Genomic DNA, 14,446 nt, shown 5'->3' on the forward strand with positions numbered 1-14,446 from the left:
GGCCACCCCGTCCGACGCGCCACCGGTCACACCACCTAACCAGGAGCTGCCTCATGCCGTCCTCCCCCGAAGACACCGCCGAGCACACCGGACACACCGGGTCCGCCGCACCGACCGACCCGCTCGATTCATTGATACTCCACGCCACCGACAACGGCGTCTCGTGGATCACGCTGAACCGCCCCGAGGCAATGAACGCCGTCACCTGGGACCAGCGGGAACGCGTCATCGCGCTCCTCGCCGAGGCCTCCGCCGACCCGGCGGTCCGGGCCGTCGTCCTCACCGCCACCGGCCGCGGCTTCTGCGCGGGCGCCGACCTGCGCGGCGCACCGTCGACGGGCGACCGGGTGCCGGGGGATGTGGCCCGCACCATCCGGCTGGGCGCGCAGCGAATGATCGCCGCGGTCCTGGACTGCGAGAAGCCGGTGATCGCGGCCGTCAACGGCACGGCGGCCGGTATCGGTGCCCATCTCGCGTTCGCCTGCGATCTGGTGCTGGCCGCCGAGTCGGCGAAGTTCATCGAGGTGTTCGTACGCCGCGGCCTCGTGCCCGACGGCGGCGGCGCGTATCTGTTGCCGCGCCTGATCGGGCCGCAGCGCGCCAAGGCGCTGATGTTCTTCGGCGACGCGCTCCCGGCGGCGGAGGCGGAACGCCTGGGTCTGGTCAACCGGGTGGTCCCGGACGAGGATCTGACGGCGACGGCCCGCGCGTGGGCCCAGCGCCTGGCCGACGGCCCGACCCGCGCGATCGCCCTCACCAAGCAGCTGGTGAACGCCTCCCTCGACTCCGACCGGGCGACGGCGTTCGCGGCCGAGGCGATGGCCCAGGAGATCAATATGACGACGCAGGACGCCAACGAGGGCGTGGCGAGCTTCGTGGAACGGCGTACACCGAAGTACCGCGGGTTGTGAGGAATTCGGGGGCGCTCACGCCTGCATCCCCCACCACCACGGAGAAACTGCTCCCGTCTGTGCCGCCGGGACTCACCGGTTGGCGTGGTCGCCGACGGGCCCCGGCCGCAGCCCGCGGGGAAACTTCGGCTGCCGCCCCCGCCCGATCGAAGGAGAGAGACCCCGACGACACCGTCACAACCGCGCTCACCAGGTGTTTGAGGGTCGTGATGGTTGGCTGATCGGGTGGCCGCCCTGGTGCAGGGGAGCACCGGGTCGGCCGGTCAGGAGCGGTTCATGGTGTACCCCACCCAGCCTCTGGCCGGGTGGGGTACACGAGCGACTGGCAGCGGAGCAGGGACTTGCGCACGGTCGCGGCGGTGTTCGCCCGGCCGATTCAGTGCTGCTGGAACAGCGCCTGCGCGTGGTTCAGGCCGTACGTGGCGACATCGGTACCCAGTGTGACCCCGGCCTCATCCGCGAGTCGGGTGTGAATGCCCAGCCAGACCCGCGCGTCCATGTTCTCCAGCGTGAGCTGGTGCCATGCGGTGTACGTACGGACGACGCCTGGCGCGGTACCGCTGGTCAGGGTGAACGGGGCCGTGCGCGGTCCTACGAGGGCGGTGAGAACGGTTTCCGCCGCGCCTGCGTAGGTGTTGTGGCCGCTGGGGTAGTCCGGGTGCGCCGGGGTGGTGTGCAGCGGGTTCCATGACGGGTCGGCAGGTATCTCGCCGACGCCTGCCCGGATCGCGGTGACGGGGCGCCACAGCGGGTAGGTGTACTTGCTGTCGGAGGTGGCGATCTGCGTGTCCACCAGCGTGGCGTTGGCCAGGGCGACGAGTTCGGCCTGCTTGCGCAGCGGCTGATGGGAGGTGGCGGCGAGCGCGACGCGAATCGGCTTGGTCCACAGGGCCGGCGAGGAGTCGAACCAGAAGTTGGCCGTGTCGGTCTGCCGCGCGGTGCGCACGGTGCTGTTCAGCTCGCCGAAGTCTCGAACCTCCTTCAGGTCGGTCTGGTACCGCTTGGACGTCGGAGCGGGAGGTGCGGGCAGTCGGAACTGGCCGGCGCTTTTCAGCAGGAAGGGCCGGGCGAACCGGGTGCCGTTCTGGATGGCGGGCGCGAACGCGGGCGGGGTGGGTTGCCAGACGCCTGGCGCGGCCGGCGGCGCGGTGAAGGGGGCGTTCACCGAGGCCCCGTCGAGGCCGTCTCCCTCACGGTCGTGCAGGACCTCCAGCGCTTGGCGTTCGCCGGCTGCGGCGCCCAAGGTCTCGGCCGGGCCGTCGGGGGTCTGGTCCAGGGTCTGTTGCAGGGCGGCATCCAGCTCCGGGGCACGGGTGGGCACCAGCTCGACCAGGGCGCGGTGCACCGCGGCGGCCAGCGCCGCGTCCTGGTAGTCCCCGCGGTCGACCCCAGACGGCACATGGTGCAAGGCCCGCGCCGCCGCGATCCAACTGACCGCCCAGGTGCGGCTGTTGGTCACCGGAGGGAGTGATGAGCCGGCCGCCGCGATCGTGTCAGCCGTGGTGTCGTACCAGGCGAGCGCCACGGAGGCGCGAGCGTGCTCAGGCGCAGGAGCGGCGGCGACGCTCGGCGCCGCGCCGGAGGCGACCAGCAGTGCCGTGGAGGCCACCAGGGCCACACGGGTCTTCGGGGAGTTCATGGAAGTAGCTCCTCATGGTGGGGGGGGCCGGATGTCGGCCCGTCCGTCTGGCAGTCATGTGCGACGTGACGCAGAGAATCGAGGACCTTGCACGGGCGCAGCAGGTTCCCGGACGAAGCCGTGGGGCCTTGGCCCGGGAACCTGCGGAGCACGGTGCCGTGCGGGGATGCCGCTGCAGGCAGGGGCAGTCTTCGGCATGGCCGGACGGGCGCCGGCAATGATGTATCCGGGGAGGCGGCGAGCCCAGGAAGTGCCCAGGCATGTCTGCAGCCGGACAACGGGTGTCCGCAGGGGACCGCGTACGGAGCAGTGGACGAAGGCGGGTGAGACGACATCGTCGTCGCTCCGTCTCATCAGCGCCGGCGCGCACTGCGGCACACGTGCAGGTGTTCACAGGCCCAGCAGCGGCGCTCTCCTGACCCGGCGGAGTTCAGAGCCTGTCCGGGCGAAGGTCACCCGACGGGCTCTCAGACGGGGTCGGCGTTGATATGGAAGGGAACGGTGACGACGTTGGAGGCGACGCCCATCAGATCCAGGTCCTTGGCGCCGATCTTCCCATCGCCGTTGAGGTCCTTCACGACGCCGGGTGCGTCGTTGTAGACGCCGTCGTGGTTGAGGTCGTCGACGACGGCCACGGTCAGGGTGGTGTCGAGGTTCTGCCCCACAATGGGGGCGCCGACGATCCAGGTGTCCCACAGTTCGGTCTGGTGCGGGGTGCGGTTGGTGACGCCGGAGAGGTTGAACAGGTTGGCCAGGTTGGTGCCGGGCCCGGAGAAACCGGGGAGGGTGCTGTTGGTGGTGGAGTCCAGCACGACCAGTCCAGGGATCTTCTCGTCCTGGCCGGTGGAGAACGTGCCGGGGAAGGGGGCGATGTTGTTGTGCGCGGCCGGGCCGGTGAGCTGGAGCCCGTTGAAGCCCGTCCCAGCCAGGGTCTTGCCCCGGAAGGAGAGCTTCAGGTCCACGATCCAGCCCTTGCCCTCCACACCCGCGTTGTCGCCGCGCTTGGGTGAGAGGACCTCCACCTTGACCGGGTGCCTTGCGGTGGAGGCGGTGTTGTCCAGGCTCGAGGCGTTCGCGCTGGACAGCCCGGAGGCCGCGACGCCCAGGCCGAGGATCATGGCCGTACCCGCGCCGAGGGACCAGCCGAGGTTCTTCTTCCTCATGACTTGTTCTCCTGAGTGTTGAGAGGCTTGCGGTCATGTGTACGACCACCTGCGGCACCCGGTTCAGGCCGCAGGTCGACCAAGTCGCACAGCGTCGGATCGTCCGGCGTCCGTCAAGGCTGCGGGGACGAGGATGCCGTCCAGCGCACCCGTGGTCTCGACGCCCGACCCGTGTCCGCGCTCCCGTGCACACCCCTGCTGCAAAGAGCGCCGACAGGCCTTCGTTCCGACGGACGGCGAGAACCTGAGTTCGTCCGCTGCCTGCGGGTGAACTCGAACCCCCAGCTCGTCGTATACGTAGCGGCAAGGGCACACGATCAGTGCCTCAGGACACAAGAAGCCGCATGTCGCAGCCGTCCTCGAAGACGGCGCAGCCGGTGCGGTCATGTCTGGAAGTGAGTCGGATGGATCGGATCTGGTTCCGCGCCTCCCCGGGGCGCGGGCTGTCCGCTGCCTGCAGTTCGGGCCCGGCGACGGTCCAAGCGACCCCAGCCTGCGAGACGAGGACATCGAGCGTGACGCCGGACGAGCAGTTGATGACTGCGTTGTACACCGAGCACCACGATGTGCTCCTCTCCTTCGTGCGCAGGTACGTGCGCAGTCCTGAGCAGGCGGAGGACGTCGTGCAGGAGACTCTGCTGCGAGCATGGCGCAGCATCACCAAGATCGAGCCACGCCACGTCACCATCCGCTCCTATCTCTTCACGATCGCCCGCAACGTGCTCACCGACAGCTGGCGCGCTGAGCAGCGGCGTCCGGAACCGCTCTACGACGACGAGGCACTCGCGGCTGTACCTTCTGCCGATGATGTGGAGGCGGCGCTGGAGGGGCACGTGATTGCCGCAGCGTTGGAACGCTTGTCCAGCGAGCATCGTGACGTGATCCAGGCGCTGTACTTCGAGGGGCTGACCACCGCCGAGTCCGCGTCACGGCTCACGATCCCGGAGGGAACGGTCAAGTCCCGCGCCTACTACGCCGTACGCAACCTGCGCGCAGCCTTTGAAGAAATGGGAGTTCTACGGTGAGCACCGACCACGATGACGTGCGCATGCTGATCGGCGCGTATGTGCTGGGCGGTCTCAGCGAGACCGACCGCCGCGTCCTGGAGTCCCACCTGCCCACGTGTCAGGAATGCCGTGACGAGCTCGCGCGCTCGGCTCCCCTGGCTGGACTGCTCCGCCGCGCCCCGGGCATGTCCGCGCCCCGTCCCCAGGCCACGCACGAGGCCGACACCGATGCGGCGCCCCCGGCTTCGCCCACCGGGCTCGACCGTCTGCTGGGGCAGGTCCGCGCCGTCGATGTCTCACGCAGGCGCCGGGCTCGTCGGCAGTGGCTGGCAGTGGCTGCGGCCCTGATCGTGGTTGCCGGGCTCGGACTGGGGTCGATGCTGCCGTTCCGGCAGTCGACCGGTCCGTCCACGGCCTTCACCTCGGCCGCCGGGTACTCCGTGTCCGGTCGTGCCACGCTCACGTCCAAGCCCTGGGGCACCGCGGTGAGCGTCACCCTGGCCGATCTGCCGGCAGGAGCACCAGGACCCTTCATCCTCCAGGTCTCCTCGGTGGACGGCCGCAAGGAGCAGGCGGCCACCTGGGCGATCACTCCCAACGGCAGCGCCGCCGTGACGGGGGCGAGTGCCCTGCACCTTCCGGACATCAGGTCCATCTCCGTGATGGACCATGCGGGACGCATGGTCGCCACGACCCGACCACTCTGACCGGTTGTGAGTGCTCCGGGGCGCTCATGTCACCTTCCGCCCCCAAGGGGGGTGAAGCTGCCCGGGGCCTGTACCCCACAAGGCTCTTGCAGCGCTGCGGCCGGGACTCATCCATCGACGTGAGCCACCGGCGGGTCTCGGCCGCAGTCCCCCTACTTCTCGGCGAAGACGTCCTCGACGGACGCGGCGGTGGGAGCGCGCAGGAGCCAGCGGCTCAGGGTGTCGAGGTCGGTGCAGCCTGTGATGCGTTCGCGCGCCTCGTCGGACACGTCGACGCCGACCTGGGCGAGAAGCAGCAAGATGCTCCTCGCAATGCCTTCTGCACGGCCCTCTTCACGGCCTTCTGCGCGGCCCTCGTCCCGGATCTCTTCCGAGAGAGGTGACTTGTAAAAGGAAAGGTCCACGGCCACCAGGTTCCTCCACTGTTGTGCGGCCGGACGGTTGCCCAGGCCCTGTGCGGTGAGTTCGACGATGGGGTCGGCGATGGTTTCCGGTACGTCCCGCAGAGCGGTCGACAGTGTTTTGAGTATGACACCGATGTCCGGATCGCCCGCGTGTGTGATCGCGGCCAGCGTGGTCAGTGCCAGGTCCTTGCGAGCCTCGGCCACATCCTTGATCACCGGCATGTTGTGCGGACCCGCGACGAGGGCTTGCAGGGTGAGCACGGGCGATTGCGGGTGGCCGACGGCGAACGGGCGCGCGGCCCATTCGGCGGTGGCTCGGTCCTGGCAGACGACCAGCAGCATGGGCGGCAGTTTGTACTTCGCCTGTAAGTAGGACAGGTAGTACATCCAGCTCGCCGGTTTCTCCGGGTCTTTCTTGCCCTGGGCCTCGATCGCGAGGAGGTACGACTGGTCGTCCTCCATGTCGATGCGCAGCAGGGTGTCGACACGGCGTTCAAGAGGCCTGTTCTCGGTGAGGTCCGTAGGCATGACGGTGGCCGAGGCAGGTGGGCCGATCGCGACCCCCAGTACCTCGGAGACGCGGGAGAAAAGCCCCGGGTACTCCTGGAAGATGCGGTGCATCGCCTCGTGGGACGAGCTGACCATGTGGATTTCCTAGAGTTGTTGAGCGGTCGGATGAGAGTTGTCGGTCCGGCAGTCGGGGCACTCTCCTGGCTCCGCCGCGCGGAATGCCCGGTCGCAGCCGTCGCAGTTCTGCAGCGGTAGCGGCCGGGACGGGAGATCGGCCGGGGCCCGGAACGGGGGCGGCGGCGGAAGCCGGGCGGTGAGCCGGTGGGCGAGGAGACCGGCGGGGCGGTGCAGCCCTTCGGGTGGGAGTTCGCTGGTCAGGGCGTGTGCTACGGCGGCGGGGCCGACCTCGCGCTCCAGCCATGCGGCAACCCCCGGGGCCAGGACGTCCACGTCCTGCGCGGAGAGCAACAGGCGCGGGTCCTGGCGGTGCAGCCCGGCGAGCAGGTCGGCGGCGGTCCGCAGGAGGGACGCTGCGGGAAAGGCCGGCTGCGGCACGAGGAGGGGCCTGGACCGGCTGTGTGGAGCGCGCTCGCGGCGTGGTGCGGGGACAGTGTGGCCCGGAGACCTGAGCGGACGCGTGTCGTCGGCTTCGGGCTCCCGGCAGGGTCGGATGGACGCGGGCGGCCGGGCCGTACGCTGCGGGCGCGGTGGACACTCACGGCCCGGATCAGCGTCTGTGGGCCGCCGGTCGGCAGGCTGATTGCAGGAGACGGTACGGGTGACGATCCGGCCGTTGGCCAGGCGCGTGCGGGTGCGTCGCAGATAGCCGTGGGCTTCGAGTTCGCGTAACGCGGCGGCGATCCGGGCCTCGCTCTCCGGGAAGCGGGCGGCGAGGTCCTTGATGCCGATCCTGGCTCCGGCGGGCAGCGACTGGATGTGCGCGGCGAGCCCGATCGCGGTGAGGGAGAGCTCCCGGTGCTGGGTGAGGTGGTTGCCCACGATCGTGAAGCGGCTGGTGTGCCGGGAGTTGTCGTGCACGACACCGGACGACGGCGTGGCATGACCGCGTGTGCGGGACGGGGCGCGCGAGGGCGCGCTAATCTGCTGGGTATCCATCGGGAAGGGCCTAACTTCCTCGTTGGTCAGGCCCTCGATCGGGATGCCAGTCCCGGCCGGGGGCCGTCGCATGTCTGGGGTTGCTCTCTGGGGTTGTTCGTCGCGGCGAGCATATGCCAACCAACCGGCCCGAATGGCAGCGAAGTTGGCCGATCTCACCCATGTGGGTGACGGGAGGCGGGGTGAGGTTGGGAAGGGTCATTTCCCCAGTTCTTCAAGGCTTTTGATGTCGTGCGGCGCCGCGTCGCGGAGGACCGAATCGCGGAAATCCACGACCCGGTGGCGGCGGTTACGGTACGAGGTCGAGTTCGGCCCAGACGGTCTTACGGGGGAAGGGCCCGGGGCTGACACCCCAGCGGTCCGCAAGCGCCTCGACGATCAGCAGACCGCGCCCGGATTCGCAGTCGCCGTCCGGGACAGCCGTGCCCGTCGGACCGGGCGGAAGGCACTCGCCACGGGCGTCGCTCACCTCGATCCGCAGGAGCGCGCCGCCGTCGTGGACCGTGAGGTCGAGTCGGAAGTCCCGCCCCGGCACGCGGCCGTGGACCATGGCGTTGGCCGCCAGTTCGGCGACGATCTGCGCAGCCGACTCCGACGAGAGCCCCCACTCGCCGAGATACGCGGTGGTAAGCAGCCGGGCCAGCCTGGCTCCTCGGCGGGTGGGCGAGAGCAACACAGTGAACGTGCGGCTGGGAGCTGGGGGTTGGGGGGCGGTAATTTCTTGTTTCACGTCACTGAGCGTGGCCGGGCACGCATACGCTGACCAGTGATCAAGCAGATGCGTACGGTGACTGTCCGGCGCTTGTCCGGTGTTGTCCGGGCTGTCCGGAGCAGGCGTGCGGGTAGGTGGTGCCGCGATGGTGTCGGCACGTCGGAGGTGGCGCAGATGTGGGTGGATGCGGACGGTACAGAGCGGTCCGGCAGCGAGACGGACGAGCCCGGTTGGGAGGTCGACCCCGACGACGAGTCCGGCGCGGCGGTCGTTGCCACCGTGGGGCGACAGTTGAGGCTGCGCCGGGAGGCGGCCGGAATGCGCGCGGCCGAGTTCGGTGTGGCGATCGGGTACGGGGAGGACCAGGTCTACAAGGTCGAGGCCGGGAAGCGGATTCCGCGCCCGGAGTATCTGGACAGGGCGGACGAGGTGCTGGGCGCGGGTGGGCTGATCACCGCGATGAAGAAGGACGTGGCGGAGGTCCGATACCCGAAGAAGATTCGGGACCTGGCGCGGATGGAGGCGCGGGCGGTGGAGCTGCTGTCGTACGGCGACCACAACCTGCACGGTCTTTTGCAGACTGATGAGCATGTCCGAGCGCTGCTCGGGACGCGCCGACCTGCGTACTCCCAGGATGAACTGGAACGCATGGTGGCTGCCCGTACGGCTCGGCGTTCCATCTTCGACCGGTCACCCGCACCGGATCTCAGTTTTGTTCTGGAAGAAGTGACGCTGCGCCGTCCGATCGGGGGAACAATGGTGCGACGCCAGCAGCTTGAACGTCTGTTGGAGGTGGGGCAGATGCGGAACGTCGCAATTCAGGTGATGCCGACCGACCGCTGGGACCACCCGGGAACAGGCGGAAAGATCCAGGTGCTGAAGTTCGGTGACGGTTCTGGGGTAGGGCGTACCGAAGGCGTGCACGGCGGGCGTCCGGTCTCCGATCCGCGACAGCTCCGGGTCCTTGAGCTGCGGTATGGCATCATCCGGGCCGAGGCTCTCACTCCACGGGAGTCGCTGGCCTTCATCGAGCAAGCGCTGGGAGAGACATGATCCACAAGACCTCCGTCGAAAACGCTCCCGAACTGAAGTGGTTCAAGAGCAGCTACAGCGACAGCAGCGACGGCAACGACTGCGTCGAGATCGCCACCACCCCCAGCACGATCCACGTCCGCGACTCCAAGAACACCCAGGGCCCCCGACTCGCCGCAGCCCCCGACGCCTGGGCCGACTTCGTCACGTACGCCGCCGGAAGCTGACCTCAAGCGCTCTCCGCCCCGCCGGAGCGGTTCGGGCCCCTCACCGGATAAGCGTGTACCAGTCCGGTGAGTCCAGGTCGCCGTACCCCGAGATCGACCGCCCGGCCCACAGGTCCGGCAGGCCGGGGGTATCGCCGCGCCCCGGGCATCGGCTCCGCGTTTCCTGCGACGGCAGGTATCGGAACGTGGGCTCCCCTCCCGTGCGTATCCTCGCGCACCCGGAAACGCGCCTCAGCCCGGCCCGGCGGCGGGACTCGCGGCCCCTTCGCACCCGGAACCCTCTTCCCGCCCCTTCCTATCTGACGTGTCGTCAGTTTCAATGGGAGATGTGATGGGACACGCAGGCATGGCCGCCACCGCCGTCCGGTACCTCAGGTCCGTCGGCGCCGCCACCACCGCAGGGCCGACGCCGGTCGATCCGCTGCCGCGCCCGGATCTGCGGGCCGTCGCCGACGACGAGCGGCTGCCGGTCGATCCGGGTGAATTCCGCCGTGTGCTCGGCCACTTCGCCAGCGGCGTCACCGTCATCACCGCCCACGACCCGGACGACGCGGACGGCCCTGCGGGGTTCGCCTGCCAGTCGTTCGCCTCGCTCTCCCTCGACCCGCCGCTGGTCACCTTCATGGTCGCCCGCACGTCCACGACCTGGCCGCGCATCGCCCGCGCCGGGGCGTTCTGCGTCAACATCCTGGGCGCGGAGCAGGGCGCGCTGTGCCGGAGCTTCGCGGTGAGCGGGGCCGACAAGTTCGCCGGGGTGGCGTACGAGGCCGCTCCCGCGACCGGGTCGCCGCTGCTGGACTCCGTGCCTGCCTGGATCGACTGCCGCATCCAGGCCGTCCATCCGGGCGGCGACCATCTGATCGTGGTCGGCCGGGTGGAGGCACTGGGGGCATCGGGCGGAGACGGTCCGCTGCTGTTCCACCGGGGGGAGTTCGGGCGCCTCAGCGGGTGACGGACGACTCCGCCACCTCACCCGATCCCCCGGCCGTCATCGGCGCGACCGCCTCAGCCGGCGCCGGTCGGCACCACCGGTTCCGGGGCTTCCGTCTTCCGCCGGATCACCAGCGCCATCAGTGCGGCCGTCGCGCACAGCGCCCCCGACGTGTACCAGACCATGTCGTACGAGCCGAACACATCGCGCGCCACACCGCCGAGGAACGCCACCAGCGCCGCGCCCACCTGGTGGGAGGCGAGGACCCAGCCGAAGACGATCGCGCTGTCCTCGCCGTACTGCTCGCGGCAGAGCGCCAGCGTCGGCGGGACCGTGGCCACCCAGTCCAGGCCGTAGAACACGATGAAGAAGACCATCGGCGGGTGCACGGCCGGTGCCATCAGCATCGGCAGGAAGAGCAGCGAGACGCCGCGCAACGCGTAGTAGACGGCGAGGAGTCGGCGGGCGTCGAAGCGGTCGGTGAGCCAGCCGGAGAAGACCGTGCCGATGATGTCGAAGACGCCGATGACGGCGAGCAGCGATGCGGCCGCGGTGATGGGCATGCCGTGGTCGTGGGCGGACGGCACGAAGTGCGTACGGATCAGGCCGTTGGTCGAGGCGCCGCAGATCGCGAACGTGCCCGCGAGCAGCCAGAACGGTCCGGTGCGGGCGGCGTCGACCAGGACGCGTACGGTACGGGCCGCCGCTCCCCGGGCCGGTGCCGGCTTTTCGACGTACGCGCCGCCGTAGGGGGCCAGGCCCACATCGGCCGGGTGGTCACGCATCAGGAGCCAGACGAACGGGACGACGACGAGCGCGGCCAGTGCGACGGTGACCGAGGCCGGGCGCCAGCCGTGCTCCTCGACGATCCATGCGCACAGCGGCAGGAAGATCAGCTGGCCGGAGGCGCCGGCCGCGGTGAGGATGCCGGTGACCAGGCCGCGCCTGGCGACGAACCAGCGGTTGGTGACCGTGGCCGAGAAGGCCAGCGCCATCGAGCCGGTGCCGAGGCCGACGAGCAGCCCCCAATAGATCATCAGCTGCCAGGAGGCCGTCATCCAGACACTGGCGAACGCCCCCGCCGCGACCGTGGACAGGGCCACGACGACGACCCGGCGGATGCCGAACCGGTCCATCAGCGCGGCGGCGAACGGCGCGGTCAGTCCGTACAGCGCCATGTCGATCGAGACAGCCAGCCCGATCTCCCCGCGCGACCAGCCGAACTCCGTGTGCAGCGGGTCGATGAGAAGGCCGGGCAGGGAGTTGAACGCGGCGCCGCCGATGATCGTCACGAACGTGACGACGGCGACGATCCAGGCGCGGTGGATGCGAAGGCGGGAGCGCCCGCGGGACGGTGTGCGGGCGGCCGGGCGGTCCTCGTCCCGGGCGGCCGCGCTATCGGTTGTCTGGGTCACGTCACCCAGCATCCGGCCCCGGCGCGTGCTCCCACGAGTGGCCGGAAGGACACGGTTCGCAGGGATCGGGCCAGAAGCACTGACGGCCGGAGCGCGGTCACCCGGCTCACCCGATCCGCTCCAGCCGCCGGATCGGCCGGGTCACCAGGAGCACACCCACCACCAGTGCGTTGATCACCGCTCCGGCCAGCAGCACCTCGGGGGCGCCCACCGCGTCCGCGACCGGTCCCGCCAGTGCCCGGCCCGCGGCCAGCATCAGCAGGGAGCCCGCCACGTCGTACGCGTGCAGTCGGTTCAGGGCCTCCGGCGGGACGTGTGTCTGGACCGTCGTCGACCACATCACCAGCCAGAACGCGAACACCCCGCCCGCAACGAACTGCCCGACCCCCAGCGCGGGCACCGGCAGCCCGAGCCCCAGCACCACCAGGTTCACGCACACCCCGGTCAGCGCGATCGCGCCCGCCGCGAGCGGGCGGCGCGGTCTCAGCCGCAGGGCCAGCAGTCCGCCGACCACGCTGCCCGCGCCGTTGACCGCCATCATCACGCCGTACGTTCCCGAGCCGTGCGCCCCGGTGACCTCGACCGCTGTCAGCGGGAGCATCGGGCCGATCACGGTGAATCCGTACACCGTCCAGATCGCGATCACCCCCCACAGCCAGCTGCGGGCCTTGAACTCCCGCCATCCGTCGACCAGTTCGGCGACGAATGTGCCGCGCCGCACCGCGTCGGACGGCGTCGGGGCGAGCCGCAGCAGGAAGAGGCAGACGCCGGAGACCGCGAACGTCGCCGCGTTCGCCGCGTACACCGCTCCGGCGCTCGCGAGTCCGACCAGAAGTCCCGCGAAGGCCGGGCCCGCCATCGTCATCAGCGCCTCGGAGACCCGGAGCACCGCGTTGCCGCGCTGCACGTCCAGCGACACCCGGGGCACGGTCGACGCGACGCCCGGCTGGAAGAGCGCGGCACCGACGCCGGCCACCGCGCTCAGTGCGTACACCGCCCACAGCGGCGGGTTGCCGGTCGCGAAGGAGACGGCGAGCACGGATGCCCCGACCAGCCGCAGCGCATCGGCGATGATCATCATTCGACGCGGGGTGAAACGATCCGCCAGCACGCCGCCGAAGAGCACGAAGAGCGCCAGCGGGCCCATCCAGGCGGCCAGCGCGAAGCCGACGGACGCGTGCGGGCGCCCCGCCCCCAGCAGACCCGCGGTGAGCGCCACCGGGATCATGCCGTCGCCGAAGAGTGCGGCGGTCCGGGCGATGAAGAAGAGCCGGAAGTTACGGTTCCAGAGCTCGCTTCCCGGTCGTTCGCCGTCCCGGCGCGCGTCCAGGGGCGGCAGGGCGGGCGATGAACCCAAGGGGGACGACTGCGAGGGTGCGTTCGCGCGGGCCGTGCCGGGAATGCACTCGTGCTCTGCTGACTTTTCCTTCACGTCGGTGACATGTATCAGTTTATGGTCTATACCACTAGGGGTGAAGGGAGCCCTGCCGTGAAACACAGAGTCGTCGTCCTTGCCCTCGACGGGCTGCTCCCGTTCGAACTGGGCATCCCTCAAAGGATCTTCGGCCTGGCGCGCAGTTCCGAGCCGCATGACAAGGGTCGGAAACTCTACGAAGTCGTTACCTGTTCCGTCCGCCCACCGGGACCGGTCTCCACCGACGCGGACTTCACGATCACGGTCGAGCGCGGCCCCGAAGCACTGGCCACCGCCGACACGGTCGTCATCCCCGCCTCGTACGAACTCGGCCCCGTCCACGAAGAGGGCCGGCTGACGGACGAGCTCGCCGCGGCGTTCACGTACATCAGGCCGGGCACCCGGCTCGTCTCGATCTGCACCGGCGGTTACGTCCTCGCCGCCGCCGGGTTCCTCGACGGGCGCCCCGCCACCACGCACTGGTCCTCCGCCGACCACTTCCAGCGGCTGTTCCCGCAGGTCCGGGTCGACCCGGACGTCCTGTTCATCGACGACGGGGACGTCCTCACATCCGCCGGGGTCGCCGCCGGCATCGACCTGTGTCTGCACATCGTGCGCCGCGACCACGGCACGGCGGTCGCCAACGACGTCGCCCGCCGCACGGTCGTGCCACCGCACCGCGACGGCGGGCAGGCGCAGTACATCCAGCGGCCCGTCCCCGAGGCACAGTTCGCGACCACGACCGGTGCGCGGGCCTGGGCGCTCGGGCGGCTGGACCGGCCGATCCTGCTGCGCGACATGGCGCAGCAGGAGTCGATGAGCGTACGGACGTTCACGCGCCGGTTCCGTGAGGAGGTCGGGATCAGCCCCGGGCAGTGGCTGACCCAGCAGCGGGTGGAGCGGGCGCGGGGGCTGCTGGAGTCCACGGACCTGTCGATCGACCAGGTGGCGCGCGAGGCGGGGTTCGGCACGGCGACGTCACTGCGGCAGCACATCCAGGCGGCGCTGGGGGTGTCGCCGACGGTGTACCGGCGGACGTTCCGGGCGACGGTCGGGGGCCGGTGAGGGCGGAGAAGCTGCGGCCCCAGGGCCTTTCGGATCCGAGGGCGGGCCCTCTGATGCCACGCCTAGGGCGTGTTTCGAAAGGAGCGTCGTCCGCCCGTAGGGCGGGCCTGGCGGCGTCTGGTGCGTGCGATCGCAAGACGGAGGGTCGCCCCGATACTGGGCGTATCGGGGCGAGCCCGACAACGCAGCGCAG

Annotated in this window: 14 protein-coding genes; 7 read left to right on the top strand and 7 right to left on the bottom strand. The window is 70.2% G+C overall.

Translation table 11 applies throughout. The features are described 5' to 3' along the window. Positions 1–53: 53 nt before the first annotated feature. A complete protein-coding gene (locus AB0915_RS12015; protein ID WP_366690966.1) occupies positions 54–911 on the top strand; it encodes an enoyl-CoA hydratase-related protein in 858 nt (285 codons plus the stop codon). 376 nt (positions 912–1,287) lie between these two features. Here AB0915_RS12015 and AB0915_RS12020 read toward each other — a convergent pair whose 3' ends face one another. Then, positions 1,288–2,550, bottom strand: a complete 1,263-nt coding sequence (locus AB0915_RS12020) for a vanadium-dependent haloperoxidase (protein WP_366690967.1) — start codon at positions 2,548–2,550, stop codon at positions 1,288–1,290. A 467-nt stretch (positions 2,551–3,017) separates the two neighbouring features. Continuing rightward, complete coding sequence (locus AB0915_RS12025) at positions 3,018–3,713, bottom strand: hypothetical protein (protein WP_366690968.1); 696 nt, start codon at positions 3,711–3,713, stop codon at positions 3,018–3,020. Positions 3,714–4,228: 515 nt separating this feature from the next. Here AB0915_RS12025 and AB0915_RS12030 point away from each other — a divergent pair. Both AB0915_RS12030 and AB0915_RS12035 read left to right on the top strand, forming a co-directional pair. Then, entirely contained in the window at positions 4,229–4,738 is a 510-nt protein-coding gene (locus AB0915_RS12030) for a sigma-70 family RNA polymerase sigma factor (RefSeq protein ID WP_366690969.1), read from the top strand. After that, positions 4,735–5,427 carry a zf-HC2 domain-containing protein gene (locus tag AB0915_RS12035; protein ID WP_366690970.1) on the top strand — a complete coding sequence of 231 codons (693 nt, stop codon included), beginning with the start codon at positions 4,735–4,737 and terminating at the stop codon, positions 5,425–5,427. The genes AB0915_RS12030 and AB0915_RS12035 overlap by 4 nt, the downstream gene beginning before the upstream one ends. A 152-nt stretch (positions 5,428–5,579) precedes the next feature. On the opposite strand, the gene AB0915_RS12040 is transcribed toward AB0915_RS12035, so the two are convergent. The 3 genes from AB0915_RS12040 to AB0915_RS12050 form a co-directional block, all read right to left on the bottom strand. Next, positions 5,580–6,476 carry a hypothetical protein gene (locus AB0915_RS12040; RefSeq protein ID WP_366690971.1) on the bottom strand — a complete coding sequence of 299 codons (897 nt, stop codon included), beginning with the start codon at positions 6,474–6,476 and terminating at the stop codon, positions 5,580–5,582. Between the two features lie 9 nt (positions 6,477–6,485). Continuing rightward, complete coding sequence (locus AB0915_RS12045) at positions 6,486–7,457, bottom strand: helix-turn-helix domain-containing protein (protein WP_366690972.1); 972 nt, start codon at positions 7,455–7,457, stop codon at positions 6,486–6,488. A gap of 289 nt (positions 7,458–7,746) precedes the next feature. Further along, positions 7,747–8,187, bottom strand: coding sequence for an ATP-binding protein (locus AB0915_RS12050; protein WP_366690973.1), 441 nt, complete (start codon positions 8,185–8,187; stop codon positions 7,747–7,749). Positions 8,188–8,343: 156 nt separating this feature from the next. On the opposite strand from AB0915_RS12050, the gene AB0915_RS12055 reads away from it, so the two are divergent. From AB0915_RS12055 to AB0915_RS12065, 3 genes are all read left to right on the top strand, one after another. Continuing rightward, positions 8,344–9,222: a helix-turn-helix transcriptional regulator gene (locus AB0915_RS12055; protein ID WP_366690974.1), complete on the top strand. Its 879-nt coding sequence runs from the start codon at positions 8,344–8,346 to the stop codon at positions 9,220–9,222. Further along, entirely contained in the window at positions 9,219–9,428 is a 210-nt protein-coding gene (locus tag AB0915_RS12060) for a DUF397 domain-containing protein (protein ID WP_366690975.1), read from the top strand. The genes AB0915_RS12055 and AB0915_RS12060 overlap by 4 nt, the downstream gene beginning before the upstream one ends. 346 nt (positions 9,429–9,774) lie before the next feature. Further along, positions 9,775–10,380, top strand: a complete 606-nt coding sequence (locus tag AB0915_RS12065) for a flavin reductase family protein (RefSeq protein ID WP_366690981.1) — start codon at positions 9,775–9,777, stop codon at positions 10,378–10,380. Positions 10,381–10,433: 53 nt separating this feature from the next. On the opposite strand, the gene AB0915_RS12070 is transcribed toward AB0915_RS12065, so the two are convergent. Together AB0915_RS12070 and AB0915_RS12075 are read right to left on the bottom strand one after the other, a co-directional pair. Beyond that, positions 10,434–11,786, bottom strand: a complete 1,353-nt coding sequence (locus AB0915_RS12070; protein WP_366690976.1) for an MFS transporter — start codon at positions 11,784–11,786, stop codon at positions 10,434–10,436. A 94-nt stretch (positions 11,787–11,880) separates the two neighbouring features. After that, positions 11,881–13,113, bottom strand: a complete 1,233-nt coding sequence (locus AB0915_RS12075; protein ID WP_366690982.1) for an MFS transporter — start codon at positions 13,111–13,113, stop codon at positions 11,881–11,883. Positions 13,114–13,263: 150 nt separating this feature from the next. Between AB0915_RS12075 and AB0915_RS12080 the strand changes: the two genes are divergently transcribed. Further along, positions 13,264–14,253 carry a helix-turn-helix domain-containing protein gene (locus AB0915_RS12080; protein ID WP_366690977.1) on the top strand — a complete coding sequence of 330 codons (990 nt, stop codon included), beginning with the start codon at positions 13,264–13,266 and terminating at the stop codon, positions 14,251–14,253. Positions 14,254–14,446: the final 193 nt, after the last annotated feature.

This window comes from Streptomyces sp. NPDC048411, assembly GCF_040704695.1.
Lineage (GTDB): Bacteria > Actinomycetota > Actinomycetes > Streptomycetales > Streptomycetaceae > Streptomyces.

Bases quoted from the DNA above. Each gene is read 5' to 3' on its own strand.
- AB0915_RS12015 (WP_366690966.1), top strand. From the start codon at position 54: ATGCCGTCCTCCCCCGAAGACACCGCCGAGCACACCGGACACACCGGG.
- AB0915_RS12020 (WP_366690967.1), bottom strand. From the start codon at position 2,550: ATGAACTCCCCGAAGACCCGTGTGGCCCTGGTGGCCTCCACGGCACTG.
- AB0915_RS12025 (WP_366690968.1), bottom strand. From the start codon at position 3,713: ATGAGGAAGAAGAACCTCGGCTGGTCCCTCGGCGCGGGTACGGCCATG.
- AB0915_RS12040 (WP_366690971.1), bottom strand. From the start codon at position 6,476: ATGGTCAGCTCGTCCCACGAGGCGATGCACCGCATCTTCCAGGAGTAC.
- AB0915_RS12045 (WP_366690972.1), bottom strand. From the start codon at position 7,457: ATGGATACCCAGCAGATTAGCGCGCCCTCGCGCGCCCCGTCCCGCACA.
- AB0915_RS12055 (WP_366690974.1), top strand. From the start codon at position 8,344: ATGTGGGTGGATGCGGACGGTACAGAGCGGTCCGGCAGCGAGACGGAC.
- AB0915_RS12060 (WP_366690975.1), top strand. From the start codon at position 9,219: ATGATCCACAAGACCTCCGTCGAAAACGCTCCCGAACTGAAGTGGTTC.
- AB0915_RS12065 (WP_366690981.1), top strand. From the start codon at position 9,775: ATGGCCGCCACCGCCGTCCGGTACCTCAGGTCCGTCGGCGCCGCCACC.
- AB0915_RS12070 (WP_366690976.1), bottom strand. From the start codon at position 11,786: ATGCTGGGTGACGTGACCCAGACAACCGATAGCGCGGCCGCCCGGGAC.